This is a genomic window from Saltatorellus ferox, assembly GCA_007751475.1.
Classification (GTDB): domain Bacteria; phylum Planctomycetota; class UBA1135; order UBA1135.
Map to the genome: position 1 here is coordinate 7,157,176 of CP036434.1, position 25,090 is coordinate 7,182,265.

General features: G+C 67.6%; 18 protein-coding genes and 1 tRNA gene. 5 read left to right on the forward strand and 14 right to left on the reverse strand.

Annotated elements, in window-relative coordinates; genetic code table 11:
• Positions 1-17: 17 nt before the first annotated feature.
• Positions 18-2,189, forward strand: a complete 2,172-nt coding sequence (locus Poly30_RS25940) for a hypothetical protein (protein WP_145204661.1) — start codon at positions 18-20, stop codon at positions 2,187-2,189.
• 24 nt (positions 2,190-2,213) lie between these two features.
• Here Poly30_RS25940 and Poly30_RS25945 read toward each other — a convergent pair whose 3' ends face one another.
• Positions 2,214-3,035, reverse strand: coding sequence for a helix-turn-helix domain-containing protein (locus Poly30_RS25945; protein ID WP_145204664.1), 822 nt, complete (start codon positions 3,033-3,035; stop codon positions 2,214-2,216).
• Between the two features lie 72 nt (positions 3,036-3,107).
• Between Poly30_RS25945 and Poly30_RS25950 the strand changes: the two genes are divergently transcribed.
• Positions 3,108-4,583, forward strand: a complete 1,476-nt coding sequence (locus Poly30_RS25950) for a THUMP-like domain-containing protein (protein ID WP_145204666.1) — start codon at positions 3,108-3,110, stop codon at positions 4,581-4,583.
• A 57-nt stretch (positions 4,584-4,640) separates the two neighbouring features.
• Here Poly30_RS25950 and Poly30_RS25955 read toward each other — a convergent pair.
• Positions 4,641-4,715 (reverse strand) — tRNA-Val (locus tag Poly30_RS25955).
• Between the two features lie 202 nt (positions 4,716-4,917).
• Here Poly30_RS25955 and Poly30_RS25960 point away from each other — a divergent pair.
• Entirely contained in the window at positions 4,918-6,219 is a 1,302-nt protein-coding gene (locus Poly30_RS25960) for a UDP-glucose dehydrogenase family protein (RefSeq protein ID WP_145204669.1), read from the forward strand.
• Between the two features lie 262 nt (positions 6,220-6,481).
• Here Poly30_RS25960 and Poly30_RS25965 read toward each other — a convergent pair whose 3' ends face one another.
• From Poly30_RS25965 to Poly30_RS25975, 3 genes are all read right to left on the reverse strand, one after another.
• Positions 6,482-6,973 (reverse strand): hypothetical protein, encoded by a 492-nt coding sequence (locus Poly30_RS25965; RefSeq protein WP_145204672.1) that lies wholly within the window; start codon positions 6,971-6,973, stop codon positions 6,482-6,484.
• A 175-nt stretch (positions 6,974-7,148) separates the two neighbouring features.
• Entirely contained in the window at positions 7,149-7,706 is a 558-nt protein-coding gene (locus Poly30_RS25970; protein WP_419190685.1) for an RNA polymerase sigma factor, read from the reverse strand.
• A 410-nt stretch (positions 7,707-8,116) separates the two neighbouring features.
• Positions 8,117-9,250 carry a hypothetical protein gene (locus Poly30_RS25975; RefSeq protein ID WP_145204678.1) on the reverse strand — a complete coding sequence of 378 codons (1,134 nt, stop codon included), beginning with the start codon at positions 9,248-9,250 and terminating at the stop codon, positions 8,117-8,119.
• A 386-nt stretch (positions 9,251-9,636) separates the two neighbouring features.
• On the opposite strand from Poly30_RS25975, the gene Poly30_RS25980 reads away from it, so the two are divergent.
• On the forward strand, positions 9,637-11,319 hold the full coding sequence (locus Poly30_RS25980; protein WP_145204681.1) for a cytochrome-c peroxidase: 1,683 nt from the start codon (positions 9,637-9,639) through the stop codon (positions 11,317-11,319).
• An 8-nt stretch (positions 11,320-11,327) separates the two neighbouring features.
• Here Poly30_RS25980 and asnB read toward each other — a convergent pair whose 3' ends face one another.
• Both asnB and Poly30_RS25990 read right to left on the reverse strand, forming a co-directional pair.
• The gene (gene asnB / locus Poly30_RS25985; protein ID WP_145204684.1) at positions 11,328-13,196 is read right to left on the reverse strand and encodes an asparagine synthase (glutamine-hydrolyzing); all 1,869 of its coding nucleotides are present in this window, start codon (positions 13,194-13,196) and stop codon (positions 11,328-11,330) included.
• Between the two features lie 78 nt (positions 13,197-13,274).
• The gene (locus Poly30_RS25990; protein ID WP_145204687.1) at positions 13,275-13,928 is read right to left on the reverse strand and encodes a hypothetical protein; all 654 of its coding nucleotides are present in this window, start codon (positions 13,926-13,928) and stop codon (positions 13,275-13,277) included.
• Positions 13,929-14,189: 261 nt separating this feature from the next.
• Between Poly30_RS25990 and Poly30_RS25995 the strand changes: the two genes are divergently transcribed.
• Positions 14,190-15,062, forward strand: a complete 873-nt coding sequence (locus Poly30_RS25995) for a 3-keto-disaccharide hydrolase (RefSeq protein WP_419190686.1) — start codon at positions 14,190-14,192, stop codon at positions 15,060-15,062.
• A gap of 7 nt (positions 15,063-15,069) precedes the next feature.
• Here the strand turns inward: Poly30_RS25995 and Poly30_RS26000 are convergent, their stop codons facing one another.
• The 7 genes from Poly30_RS26000 to Poly30_RS26030 all read right to left on the reverse strand — a co-directional run bounded on the left by Poly30_RS26000 (position 15,070) and on the right by Poly30_RS26030 (position 25,088).
• Positions 15,070-15,879, reverse strand: coding sequence for a class I SAM-dependent methyltransferase (locus Poly30_RS26000; RefSeq protein ID WP_145204692.1), 810 nt, complete (start codon positions 15,877-15,879; stop codon positions 15,070-15,072).
• A 134-nt stretch (positions 15,880-16,013) separates the two neighbouring features.
• Positions 16,014-20,192, reverse strand: a complete 4,179-nt coding sequence (locus Poly30_RS26005; RefSeq protein ID WP_145204695.1) for a hypothetical protein — start codon at positions 20,190-20,192, stop codon at positions 16,014-16,016.
• 294 nt (positions 20,193-20,486) lie between these two features.
• Complete coding sequence (locus Poly30_RS26010) at positions 20,487-21,107, reverse strand: hypothetical protein (RefSeq protein ID WP_145204698.1); 621 nt, start codon at positions 21,105-21,107, stop codon at positions 20,487-20,489.
• Positions 21,108-21,279: 172 nt separating this feature from the next.
• On the reverse strand, positions 21,280-22,269 hold the full coding sequence (locus Poly30_RS26015) for a VWA domain-containing protein (protein ID WP_145204701.1): 990 nt from the start codon (positions 22,267-22,269) through the stop codon (positions 21,280-21,282).
• Between the two features lie 7 nt (positions 22,270-22,276).
• Complete coding sequence (locus tag Poly30_RS26020) at positions 22,277-23,254, reverse strand: vWA domain-containing protein (RefSeq protein ID WP_419190687.1); 978 nt, start codon at positions 23,252-23,254, stop codon at positions 22,277-22,279.
• The gene (locus tag Poly30_RS26025) at positions 23,251-24,153 is read right to left on the reverse strand and encodes a hypothetical protein (RefSeq protein WP_145204707.1); all 903 of its coding nucleotides are present in this window, start codon (positions 24,151-24,153) and stop codon (positions 23,251-23,253) included. The genes Poly30_RS26020 and Poly30_RS26025 overlap by 4 nt, the downstream gene beginning before the upstream one ends.
• Entirely contained in the window at positions 24,150-25,088 is a 939-nt protein-coding gene (locus Poly30_RS26030) for a DUF58 domain-containing protein (protein ID WP_145204710.1), read from the reverse strand. Before Poly30_RS26030 ends, Poly30_RS26025 begins: the two co-directional genes overlap by 4 nt.
• Between the last annotated feature and the right edge of the window lie 2 nt (positions 25,089-25,090).

Here is a 25,090-nt window from a genome sequence, read left to right on the forward strand (position 1 = left end):
CACCCGCCGTCACCCCCATGAATCGGATCACCGCCATTCTGCTAGCGATGGCTGCACTGCTCGTGCACATCTTGGCCGTCCATCGCAACGGGCTCGGCGCGTTCGGTCTGCCGTACGACTCCGCGCACGTGGCGTTCCACCTCGGCAGGAATCTGGTGCACCAGGGCGGTATCTGGTGGTCGATCGATCCAGCGACGGGCGCGACCACGGGCGACCTGGGTTCGTACCCCTCGCCGCTGCTCATCTGGCTCTCCGCTCTGGTCGAATGGCTCGCTGCGCTCTCCGAGAGAGGGCTGTTCTTCTCGGTGACTCGGATCATCCAGATGATCGGGATCGCATGCGCCATGGGCACGGTCTTCCTGTCCACGCGCTTCGACACCGATCGCAACGCGGGCGTCATTCCGGCTCTCCTGCTGGTCTTCAGCGGCGCGGTGGCGGCCGCTGGTGCGAGCGGAACCGAGTGGCCCCTCGTGATGTTCCTCACCGCGATGGCCTTCGTGACGCTAGAGCACGGCCGTCGCCGCTTCGCCAGCGCGAGCCTGATGGCACTCATGATCGCCAGCCCGGTCGGAGTGGTCTGCGTCACGGTGCTGGCGCTCCAGACGCTGTTGCGCTGGTTGAAGGTCCGCCGACGCGCGAGCCGGGGCCACGCCGCCCCGTCGCGACGACCGACCCTTTGGGTCTTCTTGCCCGCGCTGATCGCGCTTGGCCTGGTCCACCGAAGCGGCGCATCGCTCTTGCACGACCTGGCGGACGCGCTGCAGTTCGATTCCGCCACCCTGCATCAGGGTTTGGCGCGACTCCGCGACTTCGTCGTGGTCACGGCGTCGCCGATCCTGCTCGCGTTTCCGCTCGTGGCGCTCGTCATGGGCGAGCTCTCCGGCGTGGGCCGCCGCGCCCTCGGCCTCGGGCTGGCCGCGGCGGCGACGACCGTTCTCCTGGGCGGAGGCGCGCCGGAGAGCTTCGATATCGCCTTCACCCCCGCGCTCGCCATGCTGTTCATCGCGATCCAGCAGGGAATGGCGAGAGCGCTCGACACCTACAGGCGCAGCATGGAGCGGCTTGTCTGGGTCTCGATCTCGTTCATGATCTTCGTCGCGCTCTTCGCCAGCCGATTCCCAGGTGACCTGGGGCAAATCCAGGTTCAGCGAGTGCAGGAGAAGTTGTACCGCGCGCAGGCGACTCCGGCCCCGGGCGGGAGCAAGCTCCTGGGCCGCTCCGCGCTCTTCAACGAGATCCGGCTCACGGAGCAGCTGCGCGAGGTGGGCTCGTTCATGCGCGAGCGCCTCCCGGAGGGATCCACGGTCATGTCGCCGTGGCCCGGCGCGATCGCCTACCTTTCGAGGCACCGCGTGCTCGACGTCTTCGGCCGAACGACCGCGCTTCCCGGGCACCGACGGGCGACCTGGTCGCTCAATCCTCCCGAGGTCGATATCGAGGCCGCGCTTTCCCAGGAGCCTGACTACATCCTCCCCTCCTCCAGATCCATCGAGGAGATCCCCAAGGGCGAGCTCGTCGACATGCTGGCGGGGGAACTCCTCGCCGAGGCAGGCCGTCCGCTCGAGGAGGTGAGGAACTCCGTACGCGCTTCGCTGGCGCGCTACGAGATCGTGGTCACGCCCGGCCTGGTGAAAGGCGTGGAGAACAGACCCGATCCGACGGGCAAGGTTGCCGTCGTCAAACCGTTCGTGCTCTTCCGAAAACGAGGCATCCAGGAGGCGCCGCACCTCTTCGTTCGCGATGCTGGGAGCTTTCTGGAGGTCCAGCTCGGCTTCGACGTCCCGCAGGCAGCCAGCGGTGTTTCCGGCCGCGATTCCATTCGGGGGAGGGACGCGGTGAAGTCGCTGACTCAGGTGTTCGACGCGGACATCGCGCTTCGACTCAACGACGGAAGCACCGTGCTCCTGGACCCGTCCGGCAGCCGACTCGAAGGACGACCCGGTACGATTCGCTCCATCACGGGCATGCTGGTCGATCCCATGTGGGTGACCCCGGTCACGGTCGCCAGGATCCGGAAGGATCAGATCGCGGCCTCTTCGATCCGCGCGGGCGCTCGCTCCCTCGAAGCCCGTCTTTATCACCACCGAATGGGTCTCGACGACTCGGTCGTCGGCACGGTGGCCGATCCCGTGGGCGCTCCGTCGGCCAGCTCCGCGGCCGCGGCCCCGCTCAGCTTCCTACTCCGCTGATCGATCGCGTGCAGGCGGGGCGCTTCAGCCCAGGGTCGCCCGCCACTCGGACAGGCGCCTGTAGAGAGTGCTCTTTCCGATGCCTAGCAGCTGCGCGGCCAGCGTCCGGTTGCCATCGGCGGCGGCGATCGCCCGCAGAACGGCCTTGCTCTCGTAGAGCTTGAGGTCGATGGGGTCGTCGTCGGTGATCTGAAAGTCGACGGGTCGTGGAATCCACCCCGGCTCGTTCACCGGCAGATCCTTCAGCAGTATTCGCGGAGTCAACGTCACCTCCCGGAGCGAGTTCGCCCCGTTCGACGGACGGATCCTTGGCTCCATCCCCGGCGCCTCGCCCCGTAAACTCGAGTGCGGGTAGGCCACCTGGTCCGGGGGTTCGATCTGCTCTTCCCAGGACTGCCTGGCCCGGAGCTGCGCCTCGACGAGTTCGCGAAGAATGACGATCTGGTCGACCGTGATCACGCTGGTCGCGCCGCGATGCAGCGCCGCCACGAGGGAGTTGGGCGCCAGGGCTCGACGGGCCAGCGCCAGGAGCGCGGGGCGGGCGTGCGAAGCTCGAATCCAGCACGCGGCTTCCCGAACCGCCTGGGCCGAGCTCTCCTCCGCGTGATCCAGGTTCGCTGTCCCATGGCCGATCGCCACCACGACCACCGCCGCATCTCCCACCTGGAAGTTCGCCTTGGCGTGCTCGGCGTCGGAGAATCCACGAATGGGCCGGCCCGTGGCGATCAGCTGGGAGGTCAACCATTCCAGGCCGTCAGGGTCCGGGTCGATAAGAACGATGGGTCGCAAGCGATTCAGGGGATCGGAGTCCAGCACGGAAGCGGGCAGGCGGACGCCGTTCTTCATGAACGCTCCCTGAGAACGGTTGCAGGAAATTCCTTTCCGCGCCCATGTTTCGCGCTGGGCTCCGAGTCGCAGATGGATTCAGATGGCGGGATGGAGGCGGAGGTCTGGAAGCAGCTGCGAGCCGGCGAGGGCGATCTCGCAGCTCTCTGGCGTTCGATCAGGATGAGTGCGCGGGCCGGTGGAGCCGCTGGAGGGGACCCTGATGCTCCGCTGACGCTCGGGCAGATCGAGAAGCTGCGCGCCGCCCATGGACCCGAGATGGCGCGATTTGCGTCCCTTCAGGATGAATTGACGCGGCGAGCGCGGAAGCGGTTCCCGGAGGGCCGGCCGCTGTTCTGGACCTCGAAAGGAATCGAACAGGCCACGCCAGCGGCGGTCTCCGAATACCGGGCGAGCCGATTCGCCGCTGACGCGACGGGCGACTCGGTGGTCTGGGATGCTTGCTGCGGCGTCGGATCGGACGCCGTGGCCATTCTTCGGGCCCTGGAACTTCGGGCCCCGGAACTTCAGGCCCCGGAAGCAGGGGATCACGGGAGCCTGGTCATCGCGACCGACTGGGATGCAGAATCCGCGCGCTGTGCGGCGGCCAACCTGCGCGCGGCGTTCGATGAGGGCTCGATCCCTACCGGGGCGGCAGCCCGCACCCGCCACGTGATCCTCCGCGGCGATCTCCGGAAGCCGCCACTTGCGCGCGCGGCGGTGGCCGATGCGCTGGTGCTGCTCGATCCGGATCGGAGACCGGACGGCGAGCATCGCGAGCCGCGCCCCGAAAGGTGGGCGCCGCCGCTCTCCCAGACGCTTCAGCTGGCCAGGAGCGCCCGCGGCGCCTGCATCAAGCTACCGCCCAGCCTGGATGCCACGGCGGAAGGGCTGGACTGCGAGAGCGAGACGCCCTTGCGGCTGGAGTGGATCAGCCTGGATGGCGAGATGAAGGAGCTGGCTCTGTGGACCGGTTCGCTGGGTACCTCGCCGGGCATGAGGCTCGCGACGGCCCTCCGCACCTCGCAAGCGGGGAAAGGGACGGCGGCGGCGCACTACAGCTCCCACGCGGCCCCCGTGGCGCTGCCGGCTCCCTTCCCCGTCGACCGACTGGGCCCCGGGATGTGGCTCGTGGAGCTCGATCCGACGCTCTGGCAGTCAGAGCTGGCGGGCCACTTCTGTGCGGAACATGACCTCGCCCCGATCGAGGCGGAAGTCCGCGGGATGTTCATGGTATCGGATCGCCCACCCACGTCGCCCTTCACGCGGGCCTGGCCCATCCTCGAGAGCCTGAATGCGGACCGCAAGCGCGTCCGCAAGGCCCTGCGGGCACGCCAGATCGGCCCCGTGACGGTCAAGAAGCGAAACCACCCCCGGACCTCCCTGGAACTCGAAGCGATGTTCCGGGGCAGCGGCCCGCGCGAGGGGCTGCTGGCAGTCTTCCGCGTACCGGGCCGAAGAGGTTCTCTCGGCTCCGTCGCCGTCATCCTCGGAGCAGGCGCCCCGGAAACCGGTGCCCCGGAACCCGGTACCACTGCGCCCGGTACCACTGAACCCTGGCGCGAATAGCGGCTTCCGCTCTCCAATTTGAGCCAGACCGATACCGATCTGAGCCAAAAAGGCAAATGGTGGGCGATGAGGGATTCGAACCCCCGACCCCCTCGGTGTAAACGAGGCACTCTACCGCTGAGTTAATCGCCCTTGCCCGTCAGCCAGCCGCTTCTACGCGGCCATCGACGCGCAAGACGGTATCCTCCCCGGCTCATCAGCGTCCAGGGTCCATCCGCCGACAATTCGGCGCAGGGCCCCTGGATGGCAGCCAGTGGCTTTCCTATCTCCACCAGGCCGACCTCCCCCTAGTCCTTCGGGCGGGCAAGCCGCCCCCCTTTCCCCCTTCATCAACATGCGCATTGCCGTCGTCGGATCTGGCTACGTGGGTCTCGTGGCTGGTACGTGTTTCGCCGAGAGCGGAAACACGGTCACCTGCATCGATATCGACGAGAAGAAGATCAACGGCCTTCGTGAAGGCATCGTCCCCATCTTCGAGCCCGGTCTCGAGGAGCTGATCAAGCGCAACGTGCGCGACGGGCGACTCCACTTCACGACGGACTACTCGGAAGGGATGAAGGATGCGCAGGTTGCCTTCATCGCGGTCGGCACGCCCCCGGGAGAAGACGGGGGTGCGGATGTCCAGTACGTCCTCGCCGCCGCGCGAAGCATCGCCGAGCACATGACCGCCTACACGGTGATCGTCGACAAGTCGACCGTCCCCGTCGGCACGGCCAAGAAGGTCGAGGACGCGATGGCCCCCATCGCGAAGCACGAGTTCGACGTCGTCTCGAACCCGGAGTTCCTCAAGGAGGGCGCCGCGATCGACGACTTCCTCAAGCCGGACCGCGTCGTGATCGGCGCGAACACCGAGCGGGCCGCCCGGATCATGACGGAGCTCTACGAGCCGTTCGTCCGGACCGGCAACCCCATCTACACGATGGACGTGGCCTCGGCCGAACTCACCAAGTACGCGGCCAACGCGATGCTCGCGACCCGCATATCGTTCATGAACGAGATCGCCAACGTCTGCGAACTCGTCGGCGCCAACGTCGACAACGTTCGCAAGGGCATCGGGTCGGACGACCGGATCGGATCCCGCTTCCTCTTCTCCGGCATCGGCTACGGCGGCTCGTGCTTCCCGAAGGACGTGAAGGCGATCATCCACACGGCGGACAAGCACGGGTACGACTTCAAGATCCTCAAGTCCGTCGAGGACGTGAACGCGGACCAGAAGCTCCTGATGTTCCGCAAGATCACGCAACACTTCGGGGAGGACCTCACCGGCAAGCGCTTTGCGCTCTGGGGCCTGGCGTTCAAGCCCAACACCGATGACATGCGGGAAGCGCCCGCAATCGTGCTTTCCAGGGCCCTGAAGGCCGCTGGCGCGACCGTCATCGCCCACGATCCCGAGGCGATGGACGAGGCGCGCGACCACTACCTCGGCGATGAGATCGAGTACGCCGCGGGCCCGATGGAGGCCGCGCAAGGCGCAGACGCCCTCGTCATCGTCACGGAGTGGAGCGAGTTCCGCCGACCCGACTTCGATGCCCTCAAGGCCGCACTCAAGTCGCCGGTCGTGTTCGACGGCCGAAACATCTTCCCGCGCAAAACGGTCGAGGAACTCGGCTTCACCTACCACGGCGTCGGTCGGTAGACGACGCACTCTCGGCCCGCGCCCCGCTCGACCTCGAGGTCGGACGAGACTGACGCGCGGCACCGGTCTGCAACAACAAGGCGGCCCTCTCCCGAAGGAGAGGGCCGCCTTTCGATGTCGTGGCCGTAACCGAGATCATCGTCTGCACTCTTCAGTGAACAGGTCGGAGCTGGTGTGATCTCCTCTGTGTTCCAAGTCCAGGCGACGCCTCAGCAAGATAGATACGTGTTCCTTCGCCGAAAACCCAAAGAAACCGGAGTGTTCATGGCGAAAAAAATGTGGCGCTCCTTGCAAGCACTCGGTCGAGCCACCGTCGCGCGCGCTCTCCGGACTCACCTCGAACCCGACTTGCGCGCGTGAGCTGGCGCGTCGCAGCGGCGACGATCGCTCGCTTCGCGATGTCCACGTCGACGGATGGCGCGGAAGGAACACCCTGCATCGCGGACGTTGCGACATGGGCATAGAGCTGTGGTTCGAGTCGCTGTGACGCGAGCCATTGCAGGTCGACGAGCGCAGAACGTTCCCCGTCGATGAGTCGCATGCGAGCGCTCCATGCCCGCGCTGTTTGACGGTCGGACGTGCGCGCCGTCGGGGTCTCCATGACCGTTTTGTAATCGCGGAGCGCCGCCGCCGTTCGTCCCTCGCGACGGTGACGATGGGCCTCGTCGAGGCGGTCACGCGCTGCTTCCCAGCGGCTCTTCGGGGCAGACCTGACGCTGCTGTCCGCGTCCTTCCCCTGGACGGCTTCTGTCACCTCGCGAGACCCAGAATCGGCCCTCACGGGGTCAAGAAGCCGCCCTCGGGGCCTCTCATGGGAAGAGCGGAGCGACCACGTGAAGACCAGAACGGCGGCCAGACCGACCCCGACCGGCCACCATCGCACGAGGAAGATCCGGACCCGGATCCGCCACGGGAACCAGGGCAGTTCGCTAAGCACGGTCCAGTCGACGACGCAGGTCGGCCTCCAGTCGACGACGCGCGCGGAACAGTCGGATCTTGACGAGGTTCCGATCGATGCCGCAGTTGGCGGCGGCGAGTTCGGCCGAGCCACCCTCGCGGTAGTAGCTCGACAGGACGGTCCGATCCCGCACCGACATGCCGTTCCAGAGTTCGCGAATCTCGGCGACGAGCAGGTCCTCGGCGAACCGTTGCCCGTCGACCTCGTAGTAGTTCGCACCCGGCGACTCCCCGGGGATCGGTTCGGTGCCGATGACCTCGTGGAACAGATCGTCGGTCGGGGGAAGGAGGCGATGCCGGATCTCCTTCCGTACGAAATCTCGCTGGACGTTGGCGGCGATCTGCATGAGCCATGCGCCGGGGCGGGCCACGTGGGCGAGCGCGTTCCCGTAGCGCGCGGCCTTGATGAGAGTGTCGTGGGCCAGGTCCTCGGCCTGGTGGATGTCGCGGCACTTGCGCTGGAGGAACTTGACGACGCTCAATCGGTAGGCGGCGATCAGTTCCCAGGCCCCCGATGGCTCGGACGGCATCGGGAGGGAAGTCGAATGGTGGGGCATCGGTTGGGTCCGGAAGGAGGGGTCGAGAGGTCGTGGACAGCGCGTTCAGCCGCACGCCCGGGAGCTGCTGCTCAACCGACAAGACCCATTCGAAGCCCCCCTCGGTAACGGCCCCACTCGCTGTGGAACGTTGCCGCCGCCTTCCCGCACATGGAATCCGCGAACCAACCGCGTGGACCGCTGTCCAGAGCCCGGACCTCCAAGGTCAGCCCCGCTCGCCCCCTCGACGGCTCGTCACCCAAGAAAAATGGCCGCCCCCCGATTCGGGGAGCGGCCACTGCGGACTCGCGGGATCCACCGAAGATTCGGTGGATCGATTTCTCACGTCAAGTTCCCTGGATGACACCTGCCTGGAGCCGGGCAGGCGAATCGATCCCGCCGGATCAGCGGTTGCGCTTCTGGAACTCCTTGGCGGACTCGGCCCACTTGGATCCCTTGAAGTTGACGATCACCGAGATCAGGAGCTTCGACGACTTCTCTTTCGAGCCCTCGCCACCGATCTGCTGGAAGCAACGTCCCGCGTAGAACGCCGCCTTGGCGACGTGGGCGTACTGGAGGCGATAGTTGACGACGGTGCGCATGAAGGCCAGCTGGGCCTCTCCGAAAAGCGCCTTGGCGGCCTCCTCGTCCGAACTCGCCTTGGCTTCCGCGCGGCGGTAGAGGCAGTCCCCGAGGCCCGTGAAGGCGGCCGCCATCGTGGCGTCATCGGCGTTCGAAGCCTCGGTCACGCCGCGGAAGAGTTCCTCTGCCGCAGCGAACTCCGAGCGAGCCAGCATCGACTCGGCCGTGGCGACGTCCGCGGCGTTCGTCACCGTCGGAAAGACGGCGGCGGAGCGCGAAAGAGCCTGGAGCGCGCTCTCCAGCGCCTCTCCCCGCTTGGAGGTGTCCGCCCGAAGAGCGAGGAGCTCCTGCTCGTACTTCCAGCGCTGGGTCAGGCCCTTGGCGGCGATCATCTCCTTGAAGGCGGCGGCGCTGGCCTTGGCGTCGGCGGCGTTTCCGTTCAGAAGCAGCGTCTCGATCTTGTCGATCATCGCCAGCGGGGCGTAGCGCGAGTCCGGCGCGGCCGCCACGAGAGCGTCCACGGCCGCCGACATCCCCGCGACGTCGTTCATGAACGCGCTCAGCTCGACGATGCGATAGCGCGCGTAGTTCGGCGCCCAGGGGAACTTCTTGTCGTTCTTACCGCCGAGGTTCTCCAGGTAGTTCTGCATGCCCGCGAGGGCGCTGCCGAAGGCCTCGTTGGACGCGTCCACGTCCGCCATGGCCACCTCTTCGGGCTTGTTCGAGAACTCGATGTCGAGGACGAGCTCCGAGTCCACGGTTTCCTCGTTCTTGGAACCGGACGGCTTGTAGGTGACGGTGCCGAGACCCTCTTCGACGACGGTGACATCCTCGAGGATGGATCCGTTCGACTGATAGATCCGATCCGGCGCCGCGAGGGCGGCGACGTTCAGAAGGGAGAGGGCGGCGGCCGAGCAGGCAGCGCGGGTGAAGAGGGCGGTCGTGGCTCGTTGCATAGGAAAGACGTGAACGATCGACGGGGATCGAAGGAACTCCCGAAGGGGGAGCCCCGGAGAAGGAGCCCCGCAGAAGGGGCCCGGAGAGGGCCCGCAGCGCGGGGGGAATCCGGGCTAGTCGGCTGCCGGGGGCGGGTGACGCAGGAACTCGGGGCGTTTCGCGGCCCAGGAGGATGAGGCAGGTCGCCCGGGGTGTCAACGGGCGGAGTCCGAGACTGGTTCAACCCGAACGCTAACGAAGCGCAAACATCCACACCGTCGAACGAATGAGAGCGCCATGAGCGTCCGTTTGCCACCCCTCGGGACGCGAGAGATGCTGGGTCGAACGAGAGCTGGATCCCCCAGGCCCCGTTCCGAAACCCCTTCACTCCGCCGAGTCGCCCACCATGACCAAGAGCACTCCCTTCGCCGACCGATCCATCGCCCGGTGGACCCTGGCAGCCGCGCTCGCCGCGTCCACCGCCTCGATTTCCCTCTCCCAGGGAGCGCTCCCCGCGCCGCCGACCCCGCCCCAGAACCCGACGACCGCCGAGAAAGCCGTCCTCGGCAAGATGCTGTTCTGGGAGGAGCAGCTCTCCAGCGACGGGACGATGGCCTGCGGCACCTGTCACCAGGCCCGGACGGGCGGCGCGGATCCCCGCCTCACGAACACGCCCGCCCACCCGGGCCCGGACGGCGTCGCGGGAACGGCGGACGATCTCTTCGGTTCCCCCGGCGTGCACCGCGCGAACGGCTTCGGGCACTTCGTCGCCGACGCCACCTTCGGCTTCGGCGAGCAGTCGACCCCCAGGACCACGCCGAGCATGATGACCGGCGCCTACTTCCCGGAGCTCTTCTGGGACGGCCGCGTCGGGCCTGACTTCGTGGACCCCCTGACCGGCCTCGTCGTGATCCCCCAGGGCGGCGCGCTGGAGGCGCAGTCCCTCCAGCCGATCATGAACACGGTCGAGATGGCCGACGAGGATCGTAGCTGGGCCAGCGTGACGGGCCGGTTGGCCAGCGCACGCCCGATGGCGCTCGCCACGAACCTCACCGCCGACATGCAGGCGGCGCTCGCGATCGACCCGACGTACCCCGAACTGTTCGAAGCCGCCTTCGGCACCGCCGAGATCACCCCCGTCCGTATCGCTTTCGCCCTCGCGGCGTACCAGCGAACGCTCGTTCCGGACCAGTCCAAGTTCGACCGCGTCATGCGCGGCCAGGCCCAGTTCACGCCGGCCGAGAACCGCGGGCGCGGCGCCTTCGGAAGTCCGCAGTCGCGCTGCGCGCAGTGCCACGCCGGCTCGCTCTTCTCGGACCGCCAGTTCCACAACCTTGGCCTGCGTCCGATCGCCGAGGACAGCGGTCGCCAGGCGGTGACCGGCCAACCGGGCGACCGCGGGCGCTTCAAGACGCCGTCGCTGCGCAACGTCGCGCTGCGCGAGCGCTTCTTCCACACGGGTGCACCGGGCAGCGCTGGCGCCCCGGCCATCAACGACCTGAACGATCTGCTCGCGTTCTACGATGCCGACGGCGGCGCGTTCGCGAACAACAAGGACCAGCGGCTCATCGGGCTCACGGTTCCGCCCCAGGTTCGCGGCGACATCGTGGCGTTCCTCAACACGCTCACCGATCCGCGCGTGGCCGCCGAAACCGCTCCGTTCGACCGCCCGAGCCTCTGGTCCGAGCGCTCACCGGCGAACCGGAACCCGCTCCCGCTCGGCGCGGGAGCGGTTGCGGGAACCGGCGGCTTCACCCCCGGCATCATCGCCACGTCGCCGCCCAGGGAAGGAAACCAGGGCTTCCGCGTCGGCGGCTTCGACGCGCTCGGTGACGTCTTCACGGTCCTGCACGTGGACCTCGTCAACGTCCCCGGCGGCGCGACCACGATGGACCTCCGCAACGGCCTGCCGCTGGCCGCGATGACCCAGGGCATCGGCGCGGGTCAGGGAACGATGACGTGGCTCGACGACGAGGCGCTGGCGCCCGTACTCGTGGGCCTCTCCTACGAGGCCCAGTGGTGGGTCCGCGACTTCGGAGCGGTCGGCAACGTCGCGAAGTCCGAGCGCGTGCGCATCACGATCGAGTAGGCACAGGCTCAGGCGGCCCGGCGGACGCCTTCCGCCGGTTCACCGAACGCGACCTCACCGAAGAGGGCGAGGTTGGCGATCAGCCAGGAGAGCTTCCAGTGCCGGGCTGGATCCGCGGCCACGGCCTCGACCGCGGCGGGCTGGATCCACTCCTGGACGAACGGCGATGCCGTGGCGCGCGTCGCGAGCCCGGCGGACCAGCGCTCGAAAGGCATCGGGAACGAGGCCTTTGGCCGATCCACGATCTCCGCGGGCAGGATCGATCGGAAGGCCTCGCGCAGGATCTTCTTGGAGGCGTACTGGCCCTCCGCGCGCACCTCGAACTTCGCGGCGAAGGGAAGACGATCGGCGAACGCGAGAACGCGCTCGTCCGCGAACGGCGTGCGCCCTTCGATCCCATAGCGCATCGTCGCCGCGTCCAGTCGCTCCAGCAGCGGCGTCAGGTTCATGGTGCGCTGCAGCCGCAGATGCGCGTCCAGATCACTCGCGTACGGACCGGCCGCGAGCGAAGCTTTCCGGAACGCTTCCTCGTGCGCCTCCACGAGTGAGGCGGCGATCCTCTCGGCCCGCGCACCCGTCATGATCTGGTGCAGAGCGGCGGGCGAAACCCAGGAGGAGATCTCCAGATGGAAGCGCGCGGCGCCGATCGGCGGGCTGTCCATCGACGAGTGAGCCGCGAAGGCCGCAAGGACGCTGTCGTAGCCGCCGAAGAGTTCGTCCGCGCCCTCGCCGGAAAGGGCCACGAGGGCGCCGGCCTGCCGGATGGCCCGCGAGGTCGCCGCGATGGCGACCTCGTTCGGCGTGGAGAGCGGCTGCCACAGATGCTCGACGTGATCCCGCCATCCCGTCAGGAAGGCGGCCTCGTCCGTGTGGACATCGGTGTGAGTCGAGCCGATCTTCCTCGCGAACGCGCGCGCCATGGGCGGATCGGGGCCAAGTTCCTCGCCGTTCTCGAACGCGCTCGCGCACCATGTGGCGAGCGGGTCGGCGCCGCGGCGCGCGCGCTCGTCCGCGGCGAGTCGCGTGAGGATCGCGCTGTCGAGCCCGCCGCTGAGGAAAGCGCAGACCGGTACGTCGCTGACGAGCTGGGCGAGCACCGAGTCCTCGATGAGGTCCCGGCACGCTGCTGGGCTCGCGCTCGAATTCTGAACGCGTCTTGCGAGGCGCGCACCGCCCGCGACCTCCACGGGGCGCGGTGCGCTCGACGAGAGATCGACCCGCAGCACGGAGCCAGGAGGCACCGAGCGCACGCCTTCGAACAGGGTGCGATCGCCCATGGTCCGTCGGCTGGTGACGAGGTAGGCGCCGATCATCTCCTCGTCGGGTCGCCGCTCGATGCGGGGATGCTGAAGGAGCGCGCGCGGCTCGCTCGCGAAGGCCATGCCTCCGTCGCTCGTCGCCGACCAGACCAGCGGCTTCACACCGAGCGGATCCCTGGCCAGGAGCATCGTTCGCGAAGCGACGTCCACGAAGGCGAGGGCGTACATCCCACGGAGTCTGTCGAAAGCCGCCTCACCGTCGAGGGCGAGCGCCCAGAGCACCGTTTCCGCGTCGCATGCGGTTCGAAATCCCCGTCCGCCCGTCGCCTGGAGGACGCGCGGTTCCAGCTGGGCGCGCAGCTCGCGGTCGTTGTAGAGTTCGCCGTTGTAGACGAGGGCGTGGCGCCCGTGAGGGGTCAGGATCGGCTGAGCCGCAGCCTCGGCCCCGGGATCGCGGACGGCCAGCCGCGTATGGCCCAGCAGGACGTTCTCCTGGCTCCAGGTTCCCTGTCCGTCGGGCCCACGATGGCTCAAGGCGTCGAGGATGCGCCGCAACGCGCTCTCCTCGACACCGTGAACCTCACCGAACCTCGCGACCGAACCGAAGACTCCGCACATACGCCCCCGCTATCGACAGGGCGCGCGAATCCCCCAAGGGTTTCCCCGGTTGGAGGAAAAGTCTTCCGGATCGTCAGGTCAGTTCTTCATCGCCGCTTCGAGCTTGTCGACCATCGCCTGGTTGCACAGGCCGAGGAGTGCTTCGTCGGTCATTTCACGCGATTCCACCTGGATGAAGTCGTTGCCGATCAGGAGCTGGAGGTCGTAGCGCTTGTCCCCGTTCTTCTGGAGGATCGCCTGATGCTTGCCGTACTTGATGACCTCGGCGTCGTCCCCGAGCATGGCGGGGTTGGCGAACATCATGGACATCATCTGAACCATGGGAGAGTCGACCATGACCGTCATCGAGGCGTGCTCGTTGGAAGGGCCCTGGTAGCGCCCTTCCACGGTGAGCCCGGTCATTCCCATGAGCATGACCGCGCCCTCCTCGACTTCCGAGGGCGTGAAGGTCCAGCCCTCCGGCGCCGCCGGGAACGCGGCCAGGATGCCCTCGCGCTGCTTCATCGCGACCAGCTTCGAGGCCTCCTTGAGCTCGGCGGACGCCTTGCCGTACTGGCCTGCGTCCCAGGCAGCCCGGGCGCTCGTGAGGAGCGCGGGGAAATCCTTGGCCTCCTTCTTGGCGACGCGCTCCTGGGCGGCGGCCGGAGCCGCCGGAGCCGGCGCGCTGGAGGGCATCAGGAAAGACGCGGCGGCGACGAGGAGGGGAGAGATCGAGAGAGTCGTACGGAGCATGAGGGGCATGGAGGTTGATTCGGGCGGACTGTGATCGAGCCGCTGCCACATGCAGCGGCCTGTGGCCCGCCCCTGAAGGGGTAACTGCCCCCGCTACCCGCGATCAACCGAGAAAATTCAGCGGATCCCCGAAGCCCGTCGCATGCTGACGTCACGGCCTCCGGCAGCGCCTTTACCCTGCGTTCATCTGCGGCAGCGAGTCTCCGCAGGTCCATAATGGAACCACCCCACCCCGAACCGCGCTCGAAGGGCGAGCAAGGCATGCTTCGTACTCTCCTCAGGATCCGGCTCGCGCTGCCCCTGATCTTACTTTCGGTGAGCTGCCATCCGGGCATCATCGAGGCCGCCTCCGTACCGGACGGCCAGGGGCCGGGCCAGAAGACCAGCGACCCGAACGCCGCCAACGAGAGCTCCGGCCCCGAGTTCGTTCCGCTCCTGAACGGCAGCGACCTCTCCGGGTGGACACAGGCCAAGAACGACGAGGGTGGCGAGCTGCGTTTCACGGCCGAGCCTGGCCGGATCATCCGCGTCTATGGCGCGCTATCCGAAGGAGACGACGCCGAGAACGACCACCTCCACACCGAGGCCGAGTACAGCCGCTACGTGTTCCGCGTCGAGTACCGCTGGCTCGGTCCGCGCTTTGGCGCTCGCAGCGACCGGCACCGCGAAGCGGGCGTCCTCTTCCACATGGCCTCGGACACCGAGGACGTGTGGCCACCGGCCCTCGAATGCAGGCTCGGCGACTCACCGCTCGACGACGCGGACGACCTCAACAAGTGGATGTCCGGCGACCTCTGGGTACACGGGCAGGACCTGAGCGTCGCCGCCCACACGAAGGATGGGCACTTCGACCCTGCAGCCCCGATCCAGCGCATCGGCACGGACAAGCAGCGCGAGTCCAATCGCGTGTCCCTCGCCGCGGAGAAGCCGACGGGAGAATGGAACGAGATCGAGCTGATCGTGAACGGCGGCGAGGAGGTGACCTTCATGGTCAACGGCCAGGTCGTCAATCAGATGATCGACGTGCGCCGGGGCGACGAACTGGTGACCGGCGGGCGAATCTCGCTGGAGGCCAAGTGGGCCGCGATCGATTACCGGAACCCGCGGATCATGCGGCTCCCGGACCCGGAATAGGGACCCTTCAGGCGCGGTGACGCGGTCGGGCGACCACGAGGACGTGGAAGCCGAGGAGCGACAGTCCCGGGATCGCGCAGAGCATCCGATCGATCCCGATGAAGGCTTTCGTGATCAGCGCCGAACCGGGCACGAAACGAAGCACGCCGAGGTGGTCCGGGAACCCCGCGAAGACGTAGGCGAGGACGCCGAACTTCTTGGTCTTCAGGACGTCCATGCCGGCCGCCTCGGTCAGCTCGACGATGCCCTTGCGCGTGAAGCCCTGGTCGCCCACGTCGAAGTGCTGGCTCTTGCGGTACATGATCGCGCGCGCCGCCCGGATGATCGGGTTGTCGTTGCACGGCTCGCTCATGACGAGGAGGCCGTCCTTCGCGAGGACGTCGTTGCAGCTTTCGAGGAACCCCACGTGATCGCGCATGTGGTGGAGGCTGCCCTTGCAGAACACGACGTCGAAGGCCTCGGGCTTGAACGGCATGTGCTCGGCGTCCGCCGTCACGAGCCGTGCATTCGGGACGTACTCCTCGCTGACCCGCAGCATCTCGTGGCTGATATCGAGGCCGACGGATCCGGGCCGCTGGGCCTCCAGCTCCGCCAAGAAGAACCCGGTGCCGCACCCGATGTCGAGGAGCCGCTTGGACGCCTGGGGCGCGTGCCGGATCATCTCGGCGTGCCACTCCTCCTGGAAGAGGCGGCTGAACTTGAACGAATAGCGATACGCATACCGAGGCGCCAGCGCGCGGTGAAGCTCGATCTGAGCCTGCGCGTTCGCTGCAGACGTACCCGCCGAAGCGTCTTGGGTGTGGGCTCTTTCCGTCATGGCTCCGGGGCGATGGCCCGGCGGCAAAGTCTACCGCGCCCGAAGCCGGGCCTCGATGATTCACGCAAATGTGCCCCCATTCCTGACCACTCGGTGGTCAGGAATGGGGGCACTTTTCCCGATCGAGACAGGCGTTACCCGCCGCGCTTCACCCAGTCGTGGGCGATCGAGCGGAGATCCGGCGCGGCGCCGTTCTGAACCTCTCCGAAGTAGTGAGTCTCGATCCGGATGACGGCCGCGTCGAGGTCCCGGCGCTCCGCGTCTCCGATCCTCGGTGAGGAGCGGACCTCTTGGAGCAGGTTCAGCACCGTGAACGGCGTCACGTCGTCGGGGACCTGAAGGCCCTTGGCGGCCTCGGCGGGCCGGTCGCCCTTGACCACGGCCCACAGCATCCAGAAGACGGCCGCGAGGCCCGGGATCAAGAGCAGCCAGCGCCAGTCGAACGGCTTCTTCGTCTCGTAGGCGTGCTCGAGGTTCACCTCCAGCTCCGCCGTCATCAGGTCGGCGTCGTCGTAGCGCTGGTAAAGGGTCTGGATCGACTCGTCGGTCGGCGCGGCGAAGCGGAAGTTCTGCGGTTTCCCGACGCCCTCCTTGGCTTTCATCTCCACGAGCCAGAGGCGCTCCGAGATGATCGTCTCCTCGTCGTCGGCGAAGCGGGCGATCGAGACCCCCTGATCCTCCGTCTTGGTGACCTCGAAGTCCTCCGGGTCGATCTTGACGAGGGTCTCCAGCTCAGGGACGAGGCCTTCCGCCTGGGCCTTCACCTCCATGACGAGGATCCCCTCGTCCGCCTTGTTCTCGTCGAGGATCTGGGTCACCGAAACGTTTGCGTAGGGGCGCGGCTCGACGTCCTTCGCCGACGCGTCGATGGGCACCACCGGCGAGGAGATCGGGAGCACCACGTAGCCCGTGACGTCGTTGAAGTCGAGGTCGAGCTTCAGCGGCGGGACGCGGTCCACCTCGGGCCCTTTCGCCTGCAGCAAGATGTAAGCGTAGGAGGTCCGTCGCCAGCCGTACTCCTCCTCGGCCTTGGACCCCGCCTTCTCCTGGTTGAAGGTCACCGACTTCACGTCGAATTGCTCGGACAGCACCGCGCGGCAGGCCTCTTCGAACTTGTCGCGGTAGTTCTCCTGGGGCCTGCCGTAGTTGTAGTACGCGTTGACCGCGTTCGCCTGGTTCTGCAGGTACTTCGAAAACCCGCCGCTCTCCCGACCGATCTCCTTCGTGTAGCGAATGTCCACGCGCAGCCCGAACGGCTCCTGGCCGACGTCGGTGTCGCCGTCGATCGTGGCGCGCAGCTCGATCTCGGTCACGAGGTCGGCGTAGTAGTCATAGACCTTGCGCGCGGCGCGCGCCTGGGGGTGATCTCCCACGATGTCGAAGCCGGCCTCCAGGTAGCGATTCTTCACCGAAGGGTTCAGCGAACTGAGCCGAGTGAAGAGCATGTTCGCGAACATGGCCCGATGCTTCTCTCCGGCCTCTCCCTCCAGATCGTCGAGGGCCGACTTGATCTTCGGGATCTCGTGGCTGGCGAGCAGCGTCTCGTCGGTGACGGCTTTCAGGTCACTCGCCCCGAGGGCCGCCGCGAACCAGGAGCTGAACGCCTCCACCGAGTACTCGTCGGTCCGCAGCTCGGGAATCCCGGCCACGTAGTGGCGCGCCGCCTTCGCGAACAGCTCCAGCGCTTCCTTGCGGGACCCCGAGAAGTCCGACGACTTCTGGAGGTCGTTGCGGTAGTTGTTGAGGTCGTGGAGGAGCGCCGCGCGCGACGTCTCCAGCTGCCAGGCGTCTGGATGCGACTCCAGCGCCCGCGCGAGCATCGACTGCGCGATCTCGTACCCGCGCTGGACCTCGGCCTCGATGTCCTTCTGCTTGCGGTTCGTCTTCGCCGCTCGCTGGACGTCGGGGGCGCGCCAGATTTCCGCGAGGTTTTCGCGCATCCGCTGGGTCATCGCGGCGAGCGTCTCCGGCTTCAGCGCATCCAGGGACCCGAAGACCTGCTCCAGGACCTCCACGCGGTAGATCTCCGCCTGACTGTGCGTCTGGGTGAAGGCGCGCATCAGAAGCTCGGAGTCGAGTTCGAGTCCCTCGATCTCGCGCAGCTTCGCCACCCACTTCGCGAGATCGCGAAGGTTGCGGTCCTGCTTGCTGCGGGTCAGCGGGATCCCGCTGGCCCGCGTGTTGTAGCCGTAGCTGAAGTTGTAGATGCTCGTGCGGTTCCGGCTGGAGTTGGGATCGTTGTTGTTGATCCAGACCTCGATGAAGGTCTTCGCCAGCTCCTCGGCCTTCTTCGGGTTCGGCCCCGCGAGGTCGCGGATGTAGGGAAACGCGAGCGCCTCCTCATTGACCTTCAGGTAGAGCTCCGCGATCGTCTGGTCGATCTTCGGGCGCAGACTCGCAGGGAGCGATTCGCGCCAGAGTCCATCGGGGCGCGCCTCCAGAAGATCCGTCGGCTCGACCGGCTGAACGACGACGCGGTTGTAGCTGGAGCGATAGCTCGTCCAGTAGATGTTGCCGTAGCTATCTCGCTCGTACTGGGGCCCCATCGACGACTGCTGGGAGTTCTCGAACGCGTGCTTCGCCTCGCGCAGCCAGGTGTCGGCCACGAGCGTCAGCGTGTCGCTCCACTCCTCCGCTCGCTCCGGCGCCACTTCCAGGAGCGCGTCGACCGCTGTGCGCAGGAGCTTCATGTCTTCCAGGCGCTCGTCCGGCTGAAAAGAGCGCGTGACCATGCCCATCGAGGCCTCCGCGCCGATGGTCGCGAGGACCTCCATGCCGCGCTCGGGCCGCTCCTGGAACGACTCGCGCAGCCAGTTCTCCCCCTTGGCCTCGCGGACCTTCTTGGCGAGCCCCACCGCGCGCTTGAGGGCGTCGATCTTGACGGCCTCCTCGATCTCGCCGGGTGCGAGCGTCGCCATGGTCGCGTCCCAGGCGGCGCTGAGCGTCTCCGGCCGCGGCTCGTCCTGGTGCTCCGCCATCAGATGCTTCGCCAGGAGGTTGAGCCCCTCGCGGTCGTTCGCTTCCTCGGCCTCGGCCATCGTCGGGAGGAACTCACCGAGCTCCAGATAGGAGCCCTGGGCCGCCAGCAGGAGCGCAGCCAGACGCCGGTCCACGACGCCACCCTCCTCCGGGCGCTCCTCTTCGGATCGCGCGACCTCCGCGCGCAGACGCGCGACCCAGTCGTCGAGGCTATGCCCCTGATCCAGTACGCGCCGCACGAGCGGCGCGATCAGCATCGCCCGCTTCGGATCGAAGCCCTCGGGCCCCATCGTGTCCGGGTCCTCGGGATCTGGCCCCTGGGGCGCGATCCGGATCAGGCTGATGATGTCGTCGAACTCGAACGCAGGCTCCTCCTGGAACGGCGCGAGCTGGCCGTTCATCGGCTGCGGCGAGCGCGAGATCTTTCCGAGCATCTGCTCGTACTGCATCTTCGCCTGCTTGTTGAAGAGCGCGAGCGTCTCGGCGACCTCGTCCCAGCGCCCGAGCGATACGTTGCGGCTGAAGAGTTCGATGTCGCGCTTGATGCGCTTCATCTTCTGGGACGCCTTCTTCTGGTCGACCTTGGCCTTCTCCTTGTCGAACGCCTTCTTGAGCTTGTCCCAGGCCTTCTTGTCCTCGTCGAACGCCGCCTTCGCGGTCTCGTATTCGGCCTGGGCGGTCTGATAGTCCGCTTCGAGCTTTTCGAAGGCCGCGAGCGCCGTTTCGTAGGCGGCCCGCTTCTCGGGGTACGCGGCGGCGACTTCCTGCTTCTTCGCCGCCAGCGCCATCAGTCCGGCGAGGCCGTCCACGGGCTGGACCACGTCCTCGGGCAGGACCGGTGGCACGAGATCCGCGGGCCGCTCCGGCTTCGTCGGCGCCTCGGGCGCCTTGGGCTCGTCGGGGAGCGGCTCGGGGTCTTCGGGGTCCTTGAGCTCGGGGTCTTCGTCGGAGGGAAGCGGATCGGGCTTCGCCCACTCCTTCAGCATGGTCGATGGACGCCGGTCCAGCTGGAGCTGCTGGAACTGCTGCATGAACTGCGGATCGACGGGCTTCTCTTCGGCCTCGTCGTCGTCGTCGCCCGGTGCGCCCTCCGCCGAAGCCCCTCCGCTGCTGGCCGTGACCTTGCCGCCCGAGGCCACCAGCGCACGAAGGTCTGCCTGGGTCATCGAGGTCAGGTTCTGACCGTTGATGATCGTTTGACCGTTGACCCGAACGACGGTCGCCGGTTTGAGGGTGACCATCGTCTGCTGGCTGAGGGCAGAAGCGGTGCATTCGGCGCCGACCGCCAGGTGCGAGACGATCAGCAAGGAAACGAAAGGAGCGAAACGAACCATGGGTGACGAGCGTCGTGGGTGATTCCGGGAGCCAGCGCCCCCCAGAGAGAAAGGCAGAGGCCCCGCGGTGAATCGAACAGGAGCGAGTAGCGGCGGGTGTGGACGAGCGCGGTCGAGCTTCGCCTTCGGACAGGCAAGCGTCGGCCGCGCTCGGACTTCAGTCACGCGGCCTCAGGAGCCGCTGCCGTCAGGCGGCGGACCGCCTCCGGCGCTTCGAGAGTCTTCAGGCTGCTTGCCAGGCTTGGCGCCCCGACCGGGGCGCTTTCCGGAACCGTTTCATGTTCCGTTTCCCTGTCATTGGGAGGGCAGGGGCAAGCCCTGCAGCTCCTCCAGATCGAGGCGCGCCAGCTTGACGGTCGCCTCCAGGTCTTCCATGTGGGAGACAGCCGACTTGGATTCGCCGCGGGCATCCGCCTCTTCAGCGAGCAAACGATAGGTCTGACGGGCCACTTCGACCTCCGGCTCCCACTCGGTGCGCGGGGCGCCCTCGAGTCGCATGAGCCAGGTCCAGTAGTACTGCGCGTTCGCGTGGGCTTCGCGCGCCTCGTCGAGCAGCGCGCTCCGGGCAGGATCGCCAGCGACCGCGCTGTCTTCCCCGAGTTCCTTGACGAGGTCCTTGAGTTCGCGACGGGCGTCGACGAGCTGGGACGCGTTCAGCTTGGCCTTGGCCATCGACAGACGGATCTGTCGCGCCATCGTCACGCGCTCGGGCGTATCGAGCGCCGGCATCTCCTTGGCGGCGGCCTCGAAGTGCAGAATCGCACCCGGCCAGTCCCCCTTGGCAGCTGCGGCGCGCGCAAGCGTCAGCTTGGCGTCCGTGGCGTCGAGCGCCATGCGCTCCTGGCCGGGTCCTTCGTGGTAGGCCCAGGCGGCTACGGGGAGTAGCAGCCAGAGGCCGATGAGTAATTTTCGCATGGAAGTTCCTTGGGTGGCAGGTCCTCGCGGGCTGGTGGTGGTGTTGGGTGCGGTGAGGGTGAAGGGTGACGGGAAGAAGCGAATCGCTCTTCCCCATGTTGGCCGGAAGCGGCGTTTTGCGGGCGGGGCGCCCTGGATTCTTCGGGCGCCGGGAGGCCTCAGGGGTGCGACGTCATGCGGCGCGTGCGCGGCGGCCCATGGGCCTGACGGCAGCCCAGCGGCTTCCAAGGAACTGGAGCGCCAGCGGCAGAAGGGCGAGGATCAGAGCCCCGAGCGCCGTCGCAAGGAGTGCGTATTCGCGCCGCGTGAGCTGCAGGACCGACTCCTTCTCCGCCCCCGTCGTGACCTCGGCGAGCACGTCCGATGCCACCTGGCGATCATTGCCGTCATGGTAGGTCCCTCCGAGGCGGAGGGCCATCTGCCGCAGCGCCGACACGTCCTGGCGGGAGTTTCGACCGTTGATGAAGCTGCCTTGCACCGGGTCACCGAGGCCCACCACGAGCACGCCGCTGACCGACGGCGGCATCTTGGGCATTCCCGTGGGTGGCACGGTATCGCCGTCGCTCGCGATGACGAGCGTCGTGCTGTCCTTGGGCCACGCCTTCGCGATCTTGGCCGCTTCCTCCAGTCCGTCGAAGAGGCGCGTTTCGCCCGACTTGAAGGCGTAGTGCATCGGCAGGTCGTCGAGCACGTTGCGAACGACCTCGGAATCGGTGGTGTCGGTCACCACGGGGATCGCGCCGGTGTAGGTCGCGACGACCGTGATCTTGTACTGGCCAATGGCGACGCGGCTGAACATGGAGTCGAGCACGTCGCGGGCACGCGCCTTGCGGCTCTGCTTTTTCTCTGGCCCCGCGTCCTCCAAACGCATGGACGGCGACACATCGAGCACGAGCACCAGATGGCGCCAGTCGCCCTCGGCGCGCGCCTGGAGCCGATGCTGCTTGGGCGTGACGTCGAAGATCAGCGTCGCAAAGCCCCAGGCCAGCGCGGCCGCGGCGATCGACCGGGCGAACGGCACGAGCGCCGTCCAGGCCGCGGGCCGCCCGCCCGGCCCGAACGCGAGGTGGCGCACGCGCCGGATCCGCCGGGCGTGAATCCCCTCGGCAAGCAGAACGAGCACGGCCGCTCCGACGGTGATGAAGATCGTTTCCTGGGTCATGCCGCGTCTACCAGGGGGTCGCCCGCAGGAAGAAACCGAAGAGCGCGAAGAGCCCGAGCGCGCCCAGCCCGAGCCAGCACCAAGGACCGAACGCGTCGAGCTGCTCGCCCGCGACCTTCTCCAGCTCGGCGACCTGCATCTCGTCGATGCGCTTGAAGACCGTCTCGAGCGCCACAGGATCGCCGGCTTCGAAGACCTCACCGCCGGAGATCGACGCGATGTTCACGACCTCCCCGGGGATGCCGCCGCTGGCCACGTGGATGCCGTAAACGCTGATCCCTGCCTCGCGCATCATGTCGGCGATCTCCTGGTCCTGTCCACCGTAGAGATCGGGCGACTGGCCATCCGAGATGAGGATGATCATGCGATCGCCCTCCTCCCTCGTGATGAGCACGTCGCGGCACGCCTTGAGCGCCTTGCCGATCGCGGTGCCACCGAACCAGGGCGGCATGGTCCCGCGCTTGGGATCCATGAACGGAGGCGCACAGCGGAAGGCCGAGGTATCGCTCGTCAGCGGCACCCAGTGCAGCACGTTGTTGCCGAAGAACGTCAGCCCGAACGCGTCGCCTTCCCGGAAGTCGAGGAACCCGTTGATGGCCTCCATCGCAGCGTCGTAGCGCGTCCCCTCGCCGTAGGAAGCCGTCATCGAACCCGAGACGTCCACGCAGAACTGAATGTTGGTGAGCTTGCGCTTGGTCTTCGGCGCGCCGACCCGCTGGGGTCCTGCCAGCAGCAGGATCGCGATAACCGCAAGCAGCGCGGGCACCGACTCGGCGAGCTTCAGGAAGAAGCCCAGCGCCCGGCCGCGCGCGCGGCGGCCAGGCAACTTCTTGGGATCCCCGTACTGGTGGTCGAAGGGCAGCGCGAGCCGTGCGCCCCGGCGGGTCCAGACCCAGAAGAAGAGCATCGCGGGCAGCACCAGGAACGCGAGGATCCAGGGCCGCGCAAAGCTCAGGCTGAGGGTGATGTCGAACGGGAGATTCACGGGCGTGACGCTCCCCCCGCGGCCGGCGCTTCCGCCGCCACGTTCTCGTACGGCGCCAGGAGCGCCGACACGTCCACCGCCGAATCCGCGGATCCCCGGGGACGATGCAGCCATTCCTCCAGCTGACGGAAGAGCGGCCCTGCCTCGTCATCGTGGCGCAGCTGCGTCACCGCCTTCGCAGCCGGCAGGTCCTCGAGCCCGCGGCGACGACGCCAGTGCGCGAGCAGGAGCCGCTCGAGTTCCGCGCGCCGCTCGTTGGAGATCTCGGAACGACGCGCTTCCTCGACGAGGGGCCGCAGTCGATCCGCCAGGGTCAGCGTGTGCTTCCCGGCGCCCTCGACGAGCGGCTCCGCCTTCCGGCGGAAGGCGAAGATCAGGAGCAGCAGCCCGACGAACCAGGCGATGCCCGCGCCGATCATGAGCTTCTTGTAGCCGCCCACCTGGCCGGGCGGCTGGACCTCGGGGTCCCCGGGCGTCAGCACGTCCGGCTCCAGCATCGCGTCGACGGTGAGCGGGAGCTCCGGCGCGTCCTCCAGGGACGTGCCGTCCTTGCGCTCCAGGTAGTCGCGCAGGTCGAGGGTTCCCTCGATGAACGGGGTCACCTCGATGTCGTAGCGAAAGCCCGATCCGTGGGTGTACTCGTGCTGGATCCGCACGAGCGCGTCGGCGCGGCCCGGGTCGGCCACCGGCTTCGCCTGGACAGCGCTACCGGGGATCACGAGTTCCGTCAGGTACACGCGCATGCCGACCGTGGTCTCGCCAACCGGCTTCACCTTCGATTCCGCCCCGGGGGCAGTCGGCCGGAAGAACTCGATCTTCTCGCCGGGCTCCTGGGCCAGCGCGGCGCCAACCGTGGACGCAGCTGCGACGGCCAGGAGAACAGTCGTGAGGAACCTCATCGCTTGCCCCCCGAGAGAATCCCGCGCGTGGCGAAGAACATGCGCAGCGCCTGGGCAAACGGCTGATCCGTGCGAATCGCCATGTGATCGATACCGCCGCGCCGCAGCCGGGCCTTGATCTCGTCCGGGTCGCTGAAGGTCCGCCGTCCGTGGGTGACGAAGGTCTCGCCCGACTCGGCCTCTTCGGCCCGCAGGATCCCCGCGCCGCGCAGGCCGAGCTCCGCCGGATCGATGAACTGCAGGCAGACCACGTCGTGGACCTGGGCCATGAGCTTGAGCGCGTCGATGGACCCCTCTTCGTGCATGTCGCTGAAGACGATCACGAGCGCCTTGTTGGCGAGGCGAGCGTTCAGCTCGGTCAGCCGCCGTGTCAGCGTGGTCTCCTCGCCAAAACGAAACTTGCGCAGCTTGACGAGCCACTGCATCACGTCGTCCTTGGAGAGGCTCGGCTGCACGCGGATCTCGCGCTCGCCCGTGCCGAGCAGCCCGACCGGGCTCACGCGGTCGAGCAGCGCAAACGCGATCCCTCCAGCAGCTTGGGCGGCGACGGCGTACTTGGAGCGCTCGATGGACGAATAGGTCATCGACGCCGACGTGTCGAAGAGCAGCCACGCGGGCATGCGCTTGGGCGCTTCGTACTCCTTGACGTGCACCTCGCCGGAGCGCGCCGTGACGCGCCAGTCGATCGCGCGGACCGGGTCGCCGGGCACGTAGGGGCGCGACTGCACGTACTCGAGGCCCGCGCCCAGGAAGCGCGAACGATCGGTGCCGTGGCTGAGCGTGTCCGCCAGTCGCCGGATGGCGATGAAGTAGCGGCGCGTGTCGAGCGGGTCGATCGGCGGGAGCTCCCCCTCGGGGAGGCGGCGCTCCGGGGTCGCCGCAGAACGCGAGCCCGCTGGCCGTCCCGTTCTGTTGTCCGGTGCGGAGTAGGCCATCG

Excerpts from the sequence above, each read along its gene's own strand:
- Poly30_RS25975 (WP_145204678.1), bottom strand. The coding sequence starts at position 9,250 with ATGCAACGAGCCACGACCGCCCTCTTCACCCGCGCTGCCTGCTCGGCC.
- Poly30_RS26025 (WP_145204707.1), bottom strand. The coding sequence starts at position 24,153 with ATGAGGTTCCTCACGACTGTTCTCCTGGCCGTCGCAGCTGCGTCCACG.
- Poly30_RS26010 (WP_145204698.1), bottom strand. The coding sequence starts at position 21,107 with ATGCGAAAATTACTCATCGGCCTCTGGCTGCTACTCCCCGTAGCCGCC.
- Poly30_RS25945 (WP_145204664.1), bottom strand. The coding sequence starts at position 3,035 with ATGAAGAACGGCGTCCGCCTGCCCGCTTCCGTGCTGGACTCCGATCCC.
- Poly30_RS25970 (WP_419190685.1), bottom strand. The coding sequence starts at position 7,706 with ATGCCGTCCGAGCCATCGGGGGCCTGGGAACTGATCGCCGCCTACCGA.
- Poly30_RS26005 (WP_145204695.1), bottom strand. The coding sequence starts at position 20,192 with ATGGTTCGTTTCGCTCCTTTCGTTTCCTTGCTGATCGTCTCGCACCTG.
- Poly30_RS25950 (WP_145204666.1), top strand. The coding sequence starts at position 3,108 with ATGGATTCAGATGGCGGGATGGAGGCGGAGGTCTGGAAGCAGCTGCGA.
- Poly30_RS25980 (WP_145204681.1), top strand. The coding sequence starts at position 9,637 with ATGACCAAGAGCACTCCCTTCGCCGACCGATCCATCGCCCGGTGGACC.
- asnB (WP_145204684.1), bottom strand. The coding sequence starts at position 13,196 with ATGTGCGGAGTCTTCGGTTCGGTCGCGAGGTTCGGTGAGGTTCACGGT.
- Poly30_RS25960 (WP_145204669.1), top strand. The coding sequence starts at position 4,918 with ATGCGCATTGCCGTCGTCGGATCTGGCTACGTGGGTCTCGTGGCTGGT.
- Poly30_RS26030 (WP_145204710.1), bottom strand. The coding sequence starts at position 25,088 with ATGGCCTACTCCGCACCGGACAACAGAACGGGACGGCCAGCGGGCTCG.
- Poly30_RS25940 (WP_145204661.1), top strand. The coding sequence starts at position 18 with ATGAATCGGATCACCGCCATTCTGCTAGCGATGGCTGCACTGCTCGTG.
- Poly30_RS25995 (WP_419190686.1), top strand. The coding sequence starts at position 14,190 with ATGCTTCGTACTCTCCTCAGGATCCGGCTCGCGCTGCCCCTGATCTTA.
- Poly30_RS26015 (WP_145204701.1), bottom strand. The coding sequence starts at position 22,269 with ATGACCCAGGAAACGATCTTCATCACCGTCGGAGCGGCCGTGCTCGTT.
- Poly30_RS26000 (WP_145204692.1), bottom strand. The coding sequence starts at position 15,879 with ATGACGGAAAGAGCCCACACCCAAGACGCTTCGGCGGGTACGTCTGCA.
- Poly30_RS25990 (WP_145204687.1), bottom strand. The coding sequence starts at position 13,928 with ATGCTCCGTACGACTCTCTCGATCTCTCCCCTCCTCGTCGCCGCCGCG.